Origin of the sequence: Mesorhizobium sp. M1409 (assembly GCF_040317535.1) — a bacterium.
Classification (GTDB): domain Bacteria; phylum Pseudomonadota; class Alphaproteobacteria; order Rhizobiales; family Rhizobiaceae; genus Mesorhizobium.
Map to the genome: position 1 here is coordinate 46,007 of NZ_JAMYKV010000031.1, position 15,600 is coordinate 61,606.

Genomic DNA, 15,600 nt, shown 5'->3' on the forward strand with positions numbered 1-15,600 from the left:
GGAGCTCGATCTATCGGCTGCAATGCGGATCGACCGGGCTCCTATACAGGGTTTCGAGAGAACACTTACTCCTGGCTAACGTCTTTGCAAGAGGGCAATGGGCGGATACGACTCGCGTGCCGGAGTAAGCCGGGGGGGCGCCAAATGACAAAAAACAACGGCAACGGATTGGGCGGACCGAGGCAGGCTGGCCGTAAGAAGCACCTCCCCAAGAGTACCTACGGCACGGCCCGTTGCGACTCACTCCCAAACTCAGTCGGCTATGAACGCCGCGTAGTCAAAAAGGTCGTGTTTGGCGCTGAGCGTCGGCTTTTGGACATTGAGTTAACGGCAGATTCTGGCCTTTGATTGACGGGGAATGCTTGATTGAAGGGACATCTGACTGCAAATCTTGTCGCATCGTCGCCGATCTGCGGTCGACCTGTCGAGAACCGGATGTGCGCGATCTCGGAGTAGGCAAGCAAGGCCGCAAAATCCATGCGAGGACACTTCTTACGATCCCCATCATGTTGTTGACTTATGGTGGGCTCCCAGCAATTGCGCCGTTCGCCTCACATGGGACGGTCGGTTCCGCGCTGTCCACCTAAAACCACCGTCGAAGAAATTGGCTTGGAACCCCGGTTCGATGGAACCTGTCGGCTTACCGCGGGTTGCTCAGCAACCCCTCGCAGAGCAAGCCCAAAGGAGGACCGCAATGGCGCGCAAAGCAGCTCCCCCCAATCCCAATGCCGCGACGATCCACGACCAAACCCTTGTTCGAGGGCAGGGTGGAGAGCTGCACCAGGTTGCGGAAGGTAACACAGACTATTTGACGACGGCTCAGGGAGGCCCGATCGCCGACGATCAGAATACGCTCAAGATCGGAGCGCGTGGTCCAACTCTCATTGAGGATTTCCACTTCCGCGAGAAGATCTTCCATTTCGACCACGAGCGCATTCCCGAGAGGGTCGTGCATGCCCGGGGCTACGGCGCCCACGGCTTTTTCGAGACTTACGACTCCCTCGCCAAATACACCCGTGCCGACATTTTCCAACGTGCTGGCGAAAAAACGCCAGCGTTTGTTCGCTTCTCGACGGTGGCAGGCAGCAAGGGCTCGTTCGACCTGGCCCGCGACGTACGCGGTTTCGCGGTGAAGCTATACACCAAGGAGGGCAACTGGGACATTGTCGGGAACAATATCCCGGTGTTCTTCATCCAGGATGCCATCAAGTTTCCCGACGTGATCCATTCGGTAAAGCCGGAGCCCGATCGGGATTTTCCACAGGCCCAGTCGGCACACGACACCTTTTGGGATTTCATCAGCCTGACGCCCGAATCCATGCACATGATCATGTGGGTGATGTCGGATCGGGCCATTCCGCGGTCGTTCCGTTTCATGCAGGGTTTCGGGGTCCATACCTTCCGGCTGGTCAACGCGGCCAACGAGTCCACTTTCGTGAAATTCATCTGGAAGCCGAAACTCGGCATGCAATCCGTGGTCTGGAACGAAGCGGTTAAAATCAATGGCGCCGATCCGGACTTTCACCGCAGGGATCTCTGGAATGCCATTCAAGCCGGCCAATTCCCGGAATGGGAGCTCTGTCTGCAACTTTTCGACCAGGAATTTGCCGACAGCTTCGATTTCGACATCCTCGACCCTACCAAGATCATACCGGAAGAGGTCCTGCCCCCGATACCCGTTGGCCGTCTGGTCCTCGACCGCATGCCGGATAACTTCTTCGCCGAGACCGAACAGGTCGCTTTCATGACCCAAAATGTCCCGCCGGGCATCGATTTCAGCAATGACCCGCTCCTGCAGGGTCGCAACTTCTCCTACCTAGACACCCAGCTGAAACGCCTCGGCGGTCCCAATTTTACCCATCTGCCGATTAATGCACCGAAATGCCCGTTCCATCATTTTCAGCAGGATGGCCAAATGGCGATGCGCAATCCGGTCGGACGGGCGAACTACCAGCCGAACTCGTTTGGTGCGGGACCGCGCGAATCCCCCGAGCGTGGCTTTCACGCCTTCGCTGACGGCGAGGAGGGGCAAAAAGTGCGGGTGCGCCCTGAGAGCTTCGCTGACCACTACAGCCAGGCTGGCCAGTTCTTCAACAGCCAGACGCCTCCCGAGCAGCGCCACATCGCCCAAGCGCTGACCTTTGAGCTCAGCAAGGTGGAGACCCCGGCCATCCGGGAGCGAATGATCGCACACCTGTTGAACATTGACGACGGGTTGGCCGCGACAGTCGCCGACAAGCTCGGCATTACCGATTTGCCGAAGCCGGCGGACGCAACGGTGGCACCGAGAAAGGATCTGGAGCCATCGCCGGCCTTGAGCATCATCGAGAACGGCCCCGACAGTTTCGAGGGCCGCAAGGTCGGTGTACTGGTCAGCAATGGGGCCGACGCCGCTCTGTTCAAAGCCTTGCAAGCCGCGATCGAAGATGAAGGGGCGACCTTGGAAGTCATTGCCCTGAAGGTGGGCGGTGTGCAGGCTAGTGACGGCACCAAGATTATTGCGAAGCATATGATCGACGGCGGCTCGTCCGTACTGTTTGACGCAGTGGCTCTGCTGCTCACCGAAGAAGGAGCGGAATTGCTCACGGGAGAGGCGGCAGCACAGGATTTCGTTGCGGATGCCTATGCCCATTGCAAATTCATCGGGTTTACGCCCGGCGCGGTTCCTATTCTGGCCAAGGCGGGCGTCGATCCGGTAGCCGATGAAGGCCTCATTCCCTTGACAGATGGGAACACTGCCGGAACGTACGTGGAGGCGTGCCGCAAACTTCGGCTTTGGGCGCGGGAGGCGAGGGTCAAGTTATAGGAAAGGTTCATCCGACAGGCCACCCCCCGCCGAATGAGCTGGAGCGTTCCCTTTCGAACTGAAAGGAATGAGCAGTGGCTGACGAAGAAACCAGACGCCCGGTCATAACCCCGCAAGCCGTGCGGGCCTGGCGCGCGAGTGCGGAGTTACGGAGAGCCAAATCCGTGAGATCGTTTCATTGGTCGGGACGGACAGGGCATCGATCCTGCGCGAGGCCCGACTTCTTAAACAGGGCGGGGGTTGAGTCCGCGGCTTTGTATTTTTTCGACCAAACGACAGACTGGCAGGAGGATGCGCCAATGTCGAAAGCGAAAGAGACCCTGCGCAAGAAAGTCGAGAACGACGCCCAAGGGCAATATGTGCGTAGCGACCATGGTCGCGAAAACGATGGCGTGACGAGCGTCAAACCGCGCGTATTGCCGAGCCGCCCGACGCAAAATTCCGAGGCCGAGGGCTCTGAGGGCTGGCGGAAACGGGATTGACAGCTCTCTTCAGCCTAAAGAGCGGCGCTATGCGTCTAGTGGTTCAGTGCCGCGCTCGTCGTTGAACAGCGACGCCTCGACGAAAAATGCCGGGGCTTCGAGCGTCCAGAGCACATCGTTGGCGCCGTAGGTCAGCTCCGCGGTCCCACTTAATGCCCGCGGCGTAACGCGATTGAGCACGACGCTCCCAAAGCCATTGTTACCGATAGACTTGATCGCAGGGCCGTCTTGCTCCGCCCAGGTCAGTTTGAATGTCTGACTGTCTTGCCCACCAGCAATGCCCCATGTGACTGCGATGATGCCTCGGTTGCCGGACAACACTCCGTATTTGGCGGAGTTTGTGCACAGTTCATGGAACGCGATCCCGAGATATTGCACGGCGTGGGGACTGAGCGTGACGGGAGGACCTGCCATTGTGATCGCGTCTTCCCGACCGAAGGATTTGGCTTGAGCCAAGATCAGATCGGAGAGTGTGGCGCCTTTCCAGTCCGCCGAGATCAACAAATCGTGCGATCTCGACAGCGCCATGATGCGCTCCCGCACCTGTTTTTCGAACACGTCGGGGCTTTCCGAACGCTTGTTGGTCTCGCGAATCATTGAAAGGATCACCGAGTACTGGTTCTTCACCCGGTGATTGACTTCGCGCATCAGCATGCGGATGCGGTGTTCGCTCTCCTTGGCTGCGGTTATGTCGCGGGCGATTTTCGAAGCACCGACAATGCGGCCTGCGGCGTCGCGGACCGGCGAGATGGTGAGTGAGACCGGCACCAGTGTCCCGTTTTTGCGTTGGCGGATTGTCTCGTAGCTATCGAGCCGTTCGCCACGCCGGAGACGCTCGAGGATCCGTGGCTCCTCATCATGGTGGTCAGGCGGGATCAGCATGGTCACATGCCGCCCCACGGCTTCGGGGGGAGTGTAGCCGAACAGCCGCTCGGCGCCTTTGTTCCAGCTTTTGATGAACCCATCCAAATCCTTGCTCACAATCGCATCGAAGGACGATTCGACGATTGCTGAAAGGTGCTGGACGGCGTCCTCGCCTCTTTTGCGGTCGGTCAGGTCCAGCAACATATTGACGGCGCCGACCAAATTGCCGTGCTCGTCCCTCAGGGGAGTCGGAAATGGCAAGAACGGAAAGAAACTGCAATCGGGACGCTGCGCGATGGCCTCGACATTACGGACCGGACGATTTTCCTTGAGCGCGATTGCCATGGGGCATTGGTCGTGAGGCAACTCTTCGCCATCGACGGTGAACAGGCGGAAGGTGACACACCACTGATCCTGGCCAATCCTCGGTTCCCGGCCAGCAAGTTCGACCGCGGCCCTGTTACAGTAGGTGATGATGCCTCGTGCGTCGGTCGTGTAGACCGCGACCGGCAATGCATCCAGGATTTGGTGGAAGCGGTCCTCATTTTGGTTCACCGCCAATTCGGCGGATTTGAGCCGGGTCACGTCGACGGTGAAACAGCGCGAATGCACCAGTTGACCATTTTCGAAATGGCCGCTGGAACTGACTTCCACGTGCTTGATCGAGCCATCGCGTGCACGCAGTCTGGCCGGATATCGCTCGACGGCTTCGCCTCGCGCGAGACGGGCGAGGATGTCGTTGATGGCATGCTCATCAATGTGAAAGCTGGCGATGTCGCGACCGACGTAGTCAGGGGCTTCATAGCCTAAGAGGTTCAACTCGGCTTTGTTGGCATGGAGAATACGGCCGGCGCCGTCAACGATGTGCAGACCGATGCCGCCGTTCTCGAAAAAATCCTGATAATCGATTTCCGGAAGCCCAAATCCGTCCCCCGCCACAACTGCGCTTTCCATGAATCCGAAATCCCCTGTCGGCCACGCGGTGGCCTTGTGAAACGTCGACATCCCACAATGGTTCCGGGAGTGGTCCGCTTGCGCCAATCCACGGCAGGGCCCCGGTTCTCCATGCTGCAATAGAAATGGCCCCGGCAGACGCGCCGGGACCATTGAAAACCGTCTCAATTCAAGCCGCTTTCAATTCGGCCGCCCGGTCGTTCACGCCGGCTTCGCCCAGAGACGTCAGGGCCTTGTCTGTAGCTTTCTCCTCCTCGAGGGTCGCGCTGAGAAGTTGAACGATATCGTCCTTGCCAAGGGAGGTAGCCCATGCAATCAAAGTGCCGTAGCGCGCGATCTCGTAGTGCTCGACAGCCTGCGCGGCGCCAACGAGCCCGGCGTCAAGCGACGTCGAACCCTCATACTCCTCGAGAATTTCGGATCCCTCCTCGAGAATGCCGTCGATGGCGGGGCAGGTTTTCCCGCGCGCAGCCGCGCCGAGGATTTCGAAAACCTCCTCAAGCCGTTCCACCTGGCCCTCGGTTTCGGCACGATGCTTTTCGAAGGCTGCGGTGACCTGCCCGTCATCCGCGCCCTTGGCCATCTTCGGCAAGGCCTTCAGAATTTTTTTCTCGGCGTAGTAGAGATCCTTGAGACCGTCGAGGAACAGATCCTCAAGGCTCTTGGTCTTCGCACTTGCCTTCTTGGTGGTTGCCATCGCTGTGTGCTCCTTGTTGGCTTGTTTGAAATGACCCGTCGTGGGCATTTTCTAACTCGGAGAGAAGCCGGCAGTTCCCTTGCCAACCATTTAAATGGGTCGTCCATGACACTTCGGCGTGTCGCTTCGGCGTTTGGCCGTATCCGCGTTTTTCCAACTGGTCCGCAGCTAGCGCGAGGAGGGCGATGCCGATCTATGTGCTGCCTTTGCGGGCGTAAAAGCAGAACAAGGTCGGCGAGCCTTCAGGAACGCGGTCAATGCGTTGCGTCATCAACAAGCGTCAATGCAATCGGTCCCCGCAGGCGAATTTGTGAGCGCGGCGGAACCTTCCGATCGCAGCAGCTTTACTCAGATGAGAAGAAGAGCTGTCAACGCAGGCTGGATGCAAATACTCGCTGGTCGCGCATTTCAGCAGACCTCGGTTGCGAGACGAGCCTGATGTCGGCGTGGAAAGGGCACGCAATGGAGTTGTTATTTCTTCACGACCTCGCCTCGCTCCGAAGTGACGGACTCCACCCCGAACTTGTGCGTCTTTTCAGACAACGGGCCACTTTGTCGGCGTCAAGCGTTATGGAGTTGCACCCCGGTGGGTCACGCTGTTGCGGGCAGGCAGGTCCCAATCCTCCACGCATACCAAGTCGGCGGTTGCCCAGTGATGTGATACGATTTCCCAAGAAGCCGAAATCCACAGTCCGGGATCCCTGATGTCGGCACCCGAAACACAGGCTGGCCGGACGATCGTTGCGTGGCCATGCAGCTAACCCTGGGCATTGTCAAAAACGACGCCTATCGGCTTTGGCGCCCATGCCTGTTGTTATTCATGCTCGCTTTGGCCGCCTGTTCTTCATCCGACCACGTCGCCCAGCAATCAAAAATCGCGGCGTCGGCTTCGCGGACGGCAGCCATGGTCTTGGACGCCTGGGCCGCCGGGGCCGCCCCTTCAGATTATGCATCGGCCACATTGCAATCATCGGCCGAGACGCTTGCCGAGGCAGGTCGGCAGATGCAGGCTGACAATTCTCCTCCATCTTCCGAAAGTCGCGGTGTCATGGAGGCGATCGGCCAGCTGTCGGCTGCGGCAAGGCGCGCCCAGGCCGGGGTGGAGGCCGGCAACCCGCGGCAGGTGAGCCAGGCGCGGCAGGAACTCGCGACGGCCGCGACGGACCTCGCCGCCTTCTATGCCAGATCTGTCGCGCCCAAATCATGAAGAAGCTGTTGGAAATCTCTCTTGGCATCGTCACCAGCGTTGGCGGCTTCCTTGAGGTTGGATCGATGGCGACAGCCGCGCAAGCCGGGGCGACTTTCGGCTTCCGGCTGGTCTGGGCAATCCTCCTTGGCACCATCTGCATCATCTTCCTGGTCGAGATGGCTGGCCGGTTCGCTGCCGTCAGCGGCCACACGATCACGGACGGGATCCGAGAGAGGTTCGGCTTCAATGCCTTCCTGTGGCCCTTGCTGGCCATTTTGCTGGTCAACTTCATGGTGATGTCGGCAGAAATCGGCGGCGTTTCCATCGCTGCGGAACTTGCGACAGGGATAGGCTTTCAATGGTGGGCCCTGCCAGTGGCGTTCCTGGCGTGGCTGTTTCTATGGAAAGGCACCTTCGGTTTTATCGAGAAGGGCGTGGCGATTCTCGGTCTCGTCACGCTCTGCTTCGTGGTCGCGGCGGTGATGCTGAAGCCAGATTGGAAACAGGTCGCTGCCGGGGCGGTGCCCGGTCTGCCGGAGCATGACGCGGCAAGCTACTGGTTTATGGCTGTCAGCATTCTGGGCGCGTCGATATCGCCCTACCTTTTCATGTTCTATTCCTCGGGCGCCGTCGAGGACCACTGGGACAAAACCTATCTCGGCACCAACCGCGCCATTGCGGGCCTCGGCATGAGCTTCGGCGGCACCATCTCGCTCGGGGTGCTGATCGTGGCCGCTCTTGTGCTCGGCGCGCACGGCATCAACCAGGTCAACAACTATCACCAACTGCCGCTGATGCTGATCCCGATATTCGGGTTCTGGGGCTTTGTCCTGTTTGTAGCTTCGCTTGCCATAGCGTGCTTCGGCGCGGCGCTCGAAATCGGCCTGCAGCAGGCGTATCTCGTCGCACAAGGCTTTGGATGGACGTGGGGCGAGGACCTGAAACCCCGCAGTGATCCTGCCTTCTGCGGTGTCTATACGCTCTCATTACTGGTGGCAGCCATCCCGATCGCGCTCGGCCTCGACCCGCTGAAGCTTACCATCTTCTCCATGGCCGTGACGGCGGCCAGCCTGCCTTTGACCGTGGTCCCGTTCCTCTTTCTGCTCAACGATGAGCGCTATGTCGGCGAGCACCGCAATGGCATGATTTCGAACGCCGCGGTGATCTTCATCGTCGCGCTTGGCTTCGTCCTTGCCGTGGTGAGCATTCCCTTGCAGATTTTGGGAGGTTCATGATGGATGTGCTGCGCGATCTGCTGGACAAACAGGTCCTTGACCGCCAGCGGGTCAAGATCGGCAAGGTGGACGGATTGGTGGCCGAGTTGAGGCAAGGCAAGCCGCCCAGGATCGTCGCGGTCGAGCTCGGGTCGATCACGCTGGCGCGGCGTCTTGGTTCGCGGCCGGGACGCTGGATGGCATGGCTTGCGGCAAGGTTTGGCGGCGAACGCCATGCCGAGCCGCACCGCATAGCGTGGAACAAGGTGCGCGATATCGGCGTCGACATCGAAGTCGACATCGACGTGCACCGGACAGCAATCTTCGATTGGCAAGACTGGCTGCGCAACCACGTCATCGGCCGCATCCCGGGAGCCTGACATGGACACCGTCAATCTTGAACATCTCGCTGGTCGACGGGTGCTCTCGCTGCGCGGCAAAAGCGTCGGTCACATAGAAGAGATGCGAGCAGAACGGCACGGTGACGATATGGTCGTCACCGAATTCCACGTCGGCATTTTCGCCGCTTTCGAGCGCCTCTCCGCCTTGGCGATCGGCACCGCGGTCCTCGATTTCTTTCACCTGCGTCACCGCGATTGCCTCTACCGCATCCCCTGGGACCAGATCGACATCTCCGACCCACTCAGGCCTCGGTTGCGATGCACCCTTGAGCAACTTTCTCACATGAAAGGTGGATTTGAAGGCAAGCGCGAGGCGGGGCCGCCCAAGAGCTCGGGGATCGTCACGCGGAGCACCGCGGGGAAATTTGCTCTTGCGGTTTTCCTGTGTGCAGGGGCCGTCGCCGCGGTTTTGTGGTACATGACCGCGGCGAGGCCTCTGTTTAAGGATCAGGATCGGCAATTTGAAGGCCGGGGCGATCTCGCGCGCGGCAAGCTCGTCTTCGCTGCAGGTGATTGTGCGTCCTGTCACGCGACACCAGGACAGCCCGACCGGCTGAGGCTTGGCGGCGGTATGGCGCTCGCTTCACCATTCGGCACCTTTCGGCCTCCCAACATTTCTTCCGATGCGGTGGATGGTATTGGCGCATGGACTGTCACCGACTTGGCGAACGCCTTGATCAGCGGCGTGTCGCCCAAGCGTGATCACTATTATCCCACTTTTCCCTACACGAGCTTTACCAGCATGACGCCTGACGACGTGAAGGATCTCTACGCGTATCTCAAGACACTTCCGAAGGTGTCTGGTCGTGCACCCCCGCATGACCCTGCGCTGCTGTTCGGCATCCGACGGTCCGTGGGGATTTGGAAACTGCTGTTTTTTCGCCAACGATCAACCGCTGCCCGCCTCGACCGAGATATTGTGCATGATCGTGGCGCTTATCTCGTCGAGACCATCTCGCACTGCGCTGAGTGCCATTCTACCCGCAACGCCTTTGGCGCAATCAAACCGGACACTCGCTTTGCCGGTGGCATCGATCCCCAAGGCACGGGATTTGTGCCGAACATCACGCAGGACAGAATGCGCGGATGGACCGAGAACGACATCGCCACGATGCTTAAAACGGGGGAGACGCCGAACCACGGACGTGTGGGATCCTCCATGGCCGATGTGGTGACAAATACGGCAATGCTGCCTGACAGTGATCGCCAGGCGATCGCGCGCTACATCAAAGGTCTGCCGCCGATAGCCACGCCGCGGCCTTGAAGCGGTGTTCCGTCCGGGATTGCGTCAAGGCAAATATCGGGGTCTCATTGGGCGTAGAGATAGGCGGCAAGGTCTTTGGCTTCCTCTGGCGAAATGCCGGTCGCAGGCATCGCGGTCCGCGGCGAAAAGCTTCGGGGCGAAACGATCCATGTGACAAGGTTGTCGGAATTGTTTTCCAGCACGCCCGCTATGTACACACGCTTCGAAAGCCCGGTCAGCGGCCCACCGGTCTGGCCGTCAGCTCCCGGTATGCCGGGAATGGTGTGGCAACCGGAGCAGCCATACCGGCGAAAGATTGCTGGAGCCCGATCAGGGTCGCCGCCGGTGATTGTTTTGGCCACCACCGCTCTGGTGTGGTTGTCGCGCGCGACGTTGACCGCGACGAAAGCGGCCGATGCCGCGACGAGGACAATACCCATCAAGGTCGCACGGCCCGTGGGAGAGGTAGGCAGGTCAGGCATTTTGTGCCCGTCTTTCGCTCGCGCCGCGAATCCAGAGCGCCAGCATCGTCATTGCCGCCGCCGCATAGATCGTGCCGGCAGGCACCCACATGATGATGCCCGCCATCTGCTGATCTTCCAGGGGTGCTAACCCCCAGGCCATCGCGGGCCGGGTCTGCGCCACGTAGAGCACGCGTGGAGCGAGCGCCATCAAAGCACCCAAAACGCTGGTGTGGATCATGGTTGCGAACACATGCCAAGCTGAGGTGCCGTAATCGCTTCGCCAAACAATTGCCCACCAGAACAATATCGCTGTCGCCAAGAAGCTGAGATGCTGGAGGCGGTGCAATGCCGTGTCGTTCACGGCCGCGTCGAACAACACCGGGACGTGCCAGGCCCAGATGGCCAAGCCATGAATGATGGTCGCGTTTGTGGCACATGTACACCAGTCCCATGGCCCGCATATCAGAGGCGAACGCATCAGCGACCCAGCGATGCGACGGGCTTTCCCAGGTAGGCCCCAGAGCAGGATGCCAGCCGGGCGTGCCAGCACGATCAAGGGCGCCGCCACAGCCATGACGATCTCGTGCTCAATCATATGAAAGGTAAAAAGATGCTCGCCTAGCCAGTGAAGCGGCGAGAGCAGCGCGCACCCCAATGTCAGCATGCCGAAGCAGTACGGCAAGGCGCGGACGAGCAAGCCGCCCGGCCTTCGGCTTCGCGATGCCAGCCTTATGATGCCTAACCCATACAGGGCGGCAAGGATGGCAAATGGTTCTGCGATCCACGGATCAAAGGTCCAGGGATAGCCCGCAGGATATACATCGTCGCCGTGTGCCATCGCCGGGCTAGCAACCATAAACGAGATCAGTGTGCAGATCAGCGTTGGCATGGGTCCAGCAGCACCGTGGCCGCCCCCTGCAATGACAGCGCAAAAACAAACGCTAGCGCGATCAGAAAGCCGGCATCGGCGATGAACCGTTCGGACTTGGCCGTTCCCGTTGAAAGCGCTCGTGACACCATGACGCCAGCAACCGAAACGAGGAGGAGGATGCCGCAAGAGATTGCGGTCCACAGGCCATTCCGTTGGCAATCGGTGTAGGGCGTGACCTGTCCAAGCTGGGTGTTAAGGGCCCAGGCTAGGGGCGGCACCACAAGGCCTGTGTATTTCAGCCAACGGATCGTCATAGCCGTGGAACCCAATAGAGACAGGCATACATTGGCAACCACGTCGCCACCACAAAGTTCCAGTACATCGTGTTGTCGCTGACGTCTCCGAAGCGTCGCGCGTTGTCGCCATGCCGCGAAAACATCAGGCAAGTCAGCACCAGCGTCTCGACCAGATCGGTCAGAATATGCGTCGTGTGCAGGCCGAGCATGACCCACACGATCGAGCCGTAGGCGTTTTGGTCCCACTTGATATGCATAGCGGGAAACTCGAAGGCACGCAGGATAAGCGGCGCCATGCCGAGCAGCGACATGACGATCAGGCCGATACGAACCTTCAGCAAGTCCTGGTTACGTGCCCAGCGGGCGAGGACGATGTTGGGAACAAGGCTTGCCACCAAGAGAGCTGTCAGGGTCGTTCCGGCAAGTAGATCAGGAGGTGGGGCATCCAGGGGCCAACGCTGGGCCAAGCTCATGAGATAGAGATAGACAACGATCGAAAGCGCAAAGCCCGTGCCTTCGATGAGCATGAAGGCAAGCGTTCCCCACCAGGACACACTCGCGGTGCCGAGGCCGTGCGGCGGAAGGTCCGTCAGGTCGAGCGTGGTGCCTTCTTTCATGACTCGTCCTCCGGCACGCCCTTTGGCCAGAACCAGCCGATGAGTGCGATCGCCACCGGGATCGAGCCCCAGACGACTGCCCAGGGGGTGAATATTGACCAGATCAGCGTCGCGGTGGTGGCAAGTGCTGCCCATAGTGGCCAGATCGAATCCCCCGACGACGATTCTCGCGCTTCCGGAATCGCTTCGACGACGCTGCTGACCAACAGTTCACGACGGTCGACACGCAGGCCTGCGGCAACGGGGAGGTCATCTGAGTGGTCTGATAAAGGTTCGAGACTGCCGACCACCGGCAGCCGGGCGAAATTGTACGGCGGCGGCGGCGAAGAGGTCGCCCATTCGAGCGTCGAGGCCCCCCAGGGATTGGATGGCGCGGCGGCACCTGACCTGGCACTGCGTATCGCATCGACGAAAAACAGCAGGAAACCGAGAGCGAGAATGATCGCGCTGAGGCTGATGAACATATTCAGGGCGGACCATGGCATCTCAGGCTGGTAGGTATAGATGCGGCGCGGCATGCCGCGCAGACCAAGAATATGCATGGGGAAAAAGGTCAGGTTGAAGCCGGCAAAGATCAGACCGAAGACCCAGCGCCCGAGTGTCTCGCTCATCATGCGGCCCGTGAGTTTAGGGAACCAGTAATAGGCCGCGCCAAGCAAAGGAAAAACCGCGCCGCCGATCAGGACATAGTGGAAGTGGGCGACGACGAAATAGGTGTCGTGGACTTGTGTGTCGAACGGGACCGACGCCACCATAACGCCGGTCAGGCCGCCAATGACGAAAGTAACCACGAAGCCGATGACGAACAAAAACGGTGTCTTGAAGATCGGCCTGCCTGCCCACATCGTCGCCAGCCAGCAGAATATCTGCAGTCCCGCCGGGACCGCGATCGCCATGCTCGAGGCGGTGAAGAAACTCTGTCCAAGCCGGGGAAGGCCTGCGACGAACATATGATGGACCCAAAGTCCAAACGCCAGAACGCCCGTGGCGATGATGGCCATCACCATGGCCAGATAGCCGAACACGGGCCGCCGCGTGAATGTCGCGACGATGCTCGATACCATCCCCACCGCCGGCAGAAAGATGATGTAAACCTCAGGGTGTCCGAAGAACCAGAACAGGTGCTGCCACAGCAGCACATCGCCGCCTTCGGCGGGATTGAAGAAATGCGTCTCGACCAGCCGGTCGAGAATAAGGGACGTGGAGGCAATCACGATCGCCGGCATCGCCAGGATGACAAGAAACGACGTGACCAGCATCGACCATACGAACAAGGGGATCCGGTCGAGAGACATTCCCGGGGCGCGTTGCTTGAAGACCGTAACGACGATTTCGACGGCCACGGCGAGTGCTGAAACCTCGGTGAACGTGATCATCTGCGCCCAGATGTCAGCTCGCTTTCCCGCCGCATACTGGGGCCCGGACAGCGGAACATAGGCGAACCAGCCGATATCCGGTCCAGCATCGAGCACAAAGGCGAGCCACAACAGCAAGCCGCCGGCGAGATAGATCCAGTAGGAGAACGCATTGAGCCGCGGGAAAGCGATGTTGCGCGTTCCCACCATCAACGGCACGAGGTAGACGGCCATCGCCTGCATGACGGGCACGGCAAAAAGGAACATCATGTTCGTGCCGTGCATGGTGAAAATCTGGTTGTAACGATCGGGTCCGATGAGGCGGGCTTCGGGTTGCGCCAGTTGCAGCCGCATCAGCAGGGACAAGAACCCGCCCAGCGCCAGGAAGACAAAGGCCGTGGTGATGTAGCGCCGGCCGATAATTTTGTGGTCGACGGTCGATAGAATACCCCAAAGGCCCGGCGGTGTTGACCAGACCGATGCAAGGCGGCGATCGAGTTCAGCATCGTTGAAGGCGGTGTCGCGCGAGTTGCTGCCATCTCTGCCCGTCATTTCAGGCTCTCCATGTAGGCGGAGATATTCTGCAGCTCGGCGCTGGTTAGCGGGACCACCGGCATGTTGTTTCCGGGCTTGAGCGTTTGCGGATCGGCAATCCAGGCAGCGAGCGAACCGCGCGTGGTTTCCACAAGCCCGGCGGCGATCGTCCGCCGGCCGCCGATATGCGTAAGATCCGGTCCGGTCGTGCCATTGGCGGGTGTGCCCCGGACCGTGTGGCAGGCAGCACAGGGCTTTGCCAGAAAGGCCGCTCGTCCTGCAGCGGCGTCCGGATCGGCCGGCGTCATCGCATCACCACGCTGCGAAGCCGCCCAACGGTCATAGTCCGCTGGCGCCTCGGCGACGACCATGATCGCCATATGGCTATGCTGCAGGCCGCAGAACTCGGCGCATTGCCCCCGGTAGACGCCTGGCTTTTCGGCTCGCAGCAGCACACTGTTGGAACGACCCGGAACAAGATCCTGCTTTCCGGCAAGGCTGGGCACCCAGAACGAATGAATGACATCGAGGCTTTCAAGCCGAAGATGAACATCCGTCCTGATGGGAATGTGAATTTCGTTGGCAGTCTGAAATCCGGGCGCTGCGCCGGCGCCGGCATAAAAGACGTGCCACCACCATTGCTGTCCCCGCACAGTGATCGTAAGGGCGGCGCTTTCCGGGACGCCAATATTGCGGGTGGTGTAGAAACTCGCGATCGTCACGCCGGCGATGATGGCTACGGTGGCCGCGACCGCGGCAACCACCGTCATTGTCAGCCGTGCCTCGTGTTTCGCGTTGTCCGCTCCGGCGCGGCGGCCCCTTAGAAGCGCCACGCCAAGCGTGGCCATCACCAGCACCCAGACCACCGTGCAAATGGCGATAATGCCGATGATCAGGTGCTCCACATGCATCGCGGGAGCGCCGTGCGGATCAAGTGCCGACTGATTGCCGCTGCAGCCCGACGCGAGGGCGGCAATCAGAAGGGCGCTGACGGCTCTCAAGGCGATGGTCCCGGCTCTGGGCCGACCGGTCCTTCGTCGAACAGGATTATCGCCGGGCCGCGATTTTCGGCCGGGCGGGTGTGTTTATCATCATTGCGACTGGGCGCGGCTATCTTCGGCGTGTAGGAACCGATTGTCTGAACATATCCTGCGAGCTGCCAGATCTGCTCGATTGTCATTCGGCCGTGAAATGCGGGCATGCCGTGCGGGCGGCCGTCCCGGATGGAAGCGACGATGGAAACCATCTCGGGCCCGTAAAGCCACCAGCCGTCAACCAAGCTGGGCCCGGCTCCGCCGCGACCATCACCATGGCATGCCGCGCAACCGAACCAGGCGTAGAGGCGCTTACCCTGGCTCAGATTGTAAGCGTCCGTTTCATACGGCTTGCCAAGCGCAAAATAACTCTGGGGCGGGGTTCCGCTGATGCCGTTGGGCATGGGACGGAACCGGTCGAGGTCGGCGGCAGCCGGCGGATCGAGGCGAAGCTCTCTCGGTTGCCGCAGCCAACCGAGCAGACCGCCCACGCCAACGAGAAGCAGAAGCGCGCCCGCCGCCAGCGCCGACGTCGGATTTGCGACGGTCCTTTCTGTCAAGCGGTTCTCTGCCCCCATG

At 60.2% G+C, this 15,600-nt stretch carries 15 protein-coding genes; 6 read left to right on the top strand and 9 right to left on the bottom strand.

The window, feature by feature from the left end:
- Positions 1 to 694 precede the first annotated feature (694 nt).
- Both katE and NKG99_RS22440 read left to right on the top strand, forming a co-directional pair.
- Positions 695 to 2,806 (top strand): catalase, encoded by a 2,112-nt coding sequence (katE, locus tag NKG99_RS22435; protein ID WP_352870800.1) that lies wholly within the window; start codon positions 695 to 697, stop codon positions 2,804 to 2,806.
- A gap of 299 nt (positions 2,807 to 3,105) precedes the next feature.
- Positions 3,106 to 3,288 carry a hypothetical protein gene (locus NKG99_RS22440; RefSeq protein ID WP_352870801.1) on the top strand — a complete coding sequence of 61 codons (183 nt, stop codon included), beginning with the start codon at positions 3,106 to 3,108 and terminating at the stop codon, positions 3,286 to 3,288.
- Positions 3,289 to 3,315: 27 nt separating this feature from the next.
- Here NKG99_RS22440 and NKG99_RS22445 read toward each other — a convergent pair whose 3' ends face one another.
- Both NKG99_RS22445 and NKG99_RS22450 read right to left on the bottom strand, forming a co-directional pair.
- A complete protein-coding gene (locus NKG99_RS22445; RefSeq protein WP_352870802.1) occupies positions 3,316 to 5,157 on the bottom strand; it encodes a PAS domain S-box protein in 1,842 nt (613 codons plus the stop codon).
- Positions 5,158 to 5,275: 118 nt separating this feature from the next.
- Positions 5,276 to 5,803 (bottom strand): YciE/YciF ferroxidase family protein, encoded by a 528-nt coding sequence (locus NKG99_RS22450; RefSeq protein WP_352870803.1) that lies wholly within the window; start codon positions 5,801 to 5,803, stop codon positions 5,276 to 5,278.
- Between the two features lie 745 nt (positions 5,804 to 6,548).
- On the opposite strand from NKG99_RS22450, the gene NKG99_RS22455 reads away from it, so the two are divergent.
- Genes NKG99_RS22455 through NKG99_RS22470 form a run of 4 tightly spaced genes read left to right on the top strand, consistent with a single transcriptional unit; the run spans position 6,549 to position 9,871 of the window.
- Entirely contained in the window at positions 6,549 to 7,010 is a 462-nt protein-coding gene (locus NKG99_RS22455; RefSeq protein WP_352870804.1) for a hypothetical protein, read from the top strand.
- Positions 7,007 to 8,227 carry an Nramp family divalent metal transporter gene (locus NKG99_RS22460; RefSeq protein WP_352870805.1) on the top strand — a complete coding sequence of 407 codons (1,221 nt, stop codon included), beginning with the start codon at positions 7,007 to 7,009 and terminating at the stop codon, positions 8,225 to 8,227. Before NKG99_RS22455 ends, NKG99_RS22460 begins: the two co-directional genes overlap by 4 nt.
- Complete coding sequence (locus NKG99_RS22465) at positions 8,227 to 8,586, top strand: hypothetical protein (RefSeq protein WP_352870832.1); 360 nt, start codon at positions 8,227 to 8,229, stop codon at positions 8,584 to 8,586. The genes NKG99_RS22460 and NKG99_RS22465 overlap by 1 nt, the downstream gene beginning before the upstream one ends.
- A gap of 1 nt (position 8,587) precedes the next feature.
- On the top strand, positions 8,588 to 9,871 hold the full coding sequence (locus NKG99_RS22470; RefSeq protein ID WP_502911012.1) for a c-type cytochrome: 1,284 nt from the start codon (positions 8,588 to 8,590) through the stop codon (positions 9,869 to 9,871).
- A gap of 44 nt (positions 9,872 to 9,915) precedes the next feature.
- Here the strand turns inward: NKG99_RS22470 and NKG99_RS22475 are convergent, their stop codons facing one another.
- The 7 genes from NKG99_RS22475 to NKG99_RS22505 are packed head-to-tail and all read right to left on the bottom strand — an operon-like array spanning position 9,916 to position 15,599.
- Positions 9,916 to 10,290, bottom strand: coding sequence for a c-type cytochrome (locus NKG99_RS22475; RefSeq protein ID WP_352870806.1), 375 nt, complete (start codon positions 10,288 to 10,290; stop codon positions 9,916 to 9,918).
- A gap of 34 nt (positions 10,291 to 10,324) precedes the next feature.
- Entirely contained in the window at positions 10,325 to 11,203 is an 879-nt protein-coding gene (locus NKG99_RS22480) for a cytochrome c oxidase assembly protein (RefSeq protein WP_352870807.1), read from the bottom strand.
- A complete protein-coding gene (locus NKG99_RS22485) occupies positions 11,191 to 11,499 on the bottom strand; it encodes a hypothetical protein (RefSeq protein ID WP_352870808.1) in 309 nt (102 codons plus the stop codon). The genes NKG99_RS22480 and NKG99_RS22485 overlap by 13 nt, the downstream gene beginning before the upstream one ends.
- On the bottom strand, positions 11,496 to 12,098 hold the full coding sequence (locus tag NKG99_RS22490; RefSeq protein WP_352870809.1) for a cytochrome c oxidase subunit 3: 603 nt from the start codon (positions 12,096 to 12,098) through the stop codon (positions 11,496 to 11,498). Before NKG99_RS22490 ends, NKG99_RS22485 begins: the two co-directional genes overlap by 4 nt.
- Positions 12,095 to 14,005: a cytochrome c oxidase subunit I gene (gene ctaD, locus NKG99_RS22495; protein WP_352870811.1), complete on the bottom strand. Its 1,911-nt coding sequence runs from the start codon at positions 14,003 to 14,005 to the stop codon at positions 12,095 to 12,097. Before ctaD ends, NKG99_RS22490 begins: the two co-directional genes overlap by 4 nt.
- Complete coding sequence (gene coxB, locus NKG99_RS22500; protein WP_502911014.1) at positions 14,002 to 14,994, bottom strand: cytochrome c oxidase subunit II; 993 nt, start codon at positions 14,992 to 14,994, stop codon at positions 14,002 to 14,004. Before coxB ends, ctaD begins: the two co-directional genes overlap by 4 nt.
- Positions 14,985 to 15,599 (bottom strand): c-type cytochrome, encoded by a 615-nt coding sequence (locus tag NKG99_RS22505; RefSeq protein ID WP_352870835.1) that lies wholly within the window; start codon positions 15,597 to 15,599, stop codon positions 14,985 to 14,987. Before NKG99_RS22505 ends, coxB begins: the two co-directional genes overlap by 10 nt.
- Position 15,600: the final 1 nt, after the last annotated feature.

Bases quoted from the DNA above. Each gene is read 5' to 3' on its own strand.
- katE (WP_352870800.1), top strand. From the start codon at position 695: ATGGCGCGCAAAGCAGCTCCCCCCAATCCCAATGCCGCGACGATCCAC.
- NKG99_RS22440 (WP_352870801.1), top strand. From the start codon at position 3,106: ATGTCGAAAGCGAAAGAGACCCTGCGCAAGAAAGTCGAGAACGACGCC.
- NKG99_RS22445 (WP_352870802.1), bottom strand. From the start codon at position 5,157: ATGTCGACGTTTCACAAGGCCACCGCGTGGCCGACAGGGGATTTCGGA.
- NKG99_RS22450 (WP_352870803.1), bottom strand. From the start codon at position 5,803: ATGGCAACCACCAAGAAGGCAAGTGCGAAGACCAAGAGCCTTGAGGAT.
- NKG99_RS22460 (WP_352870805.1), top strand. From the start codon at position 7,007: ATGAAGAAGCTGTTGGAAATCTCTCTTGGCATCGTCACCAGCGTTGGC.
- NKG99_RS22465 (WP_352870832.1), top strand. From the start codon at position 8,227: ATGGATGTGCTGCGCGATCTGCTGGACAAACAGGTCCTTGACCGCCAG.
- NKG99_RS22470 (WP_502911012.1), top strand. From the start codon at position 8,588: ATGGACACCGTCAATCTTGAACATCTCGCTGGTCGACGGGTGCTCTCG.
- NKG99_RS22475 (WP_352870806.1), bottom strand. From the start codon at position 10,290: ATGGGTATTGTCCTCGTCGCGGCATCGGCCGCTTTCGTCGCGGTCAAC.
- NKG99_RS22480 (WP_352870807.1), bottom strand. From the start codon at position 11,203: ATGCCAACGCTGATCTGCACACTGATCTCGTTTATGGTTGCTAGCCCG.
- NKG99_RS22485 (WP_352870808.1), bottom strand. From the start codon at position 11,499: ATGACGATCCGTTGGCTGAAATACACAGGCCTTGTGGTGCCGCCCCTA.
- NKG99_RS22490 (WP_352870809.1), bottom strand. From the start codon at position 12,098: ATGAAAGAAGGCACCACGCTCGACCTGACGGACCTTCCGCCGCACGGC.
- ctaD (WP_352870811.1), bottom strand. From the start codon at position 14,005: ATGACGGGCAGAGATGGCAGCAACTCGCGCGACACCGCCTTCAACGAT.
- NKG99_RS22505 (WP_352870835.1), bottom strand. From the start codon at position 15,599: ATGGGGGCAGAGAACCGCTTGACAGAAAGGACCGTCGCAAATCCGACG.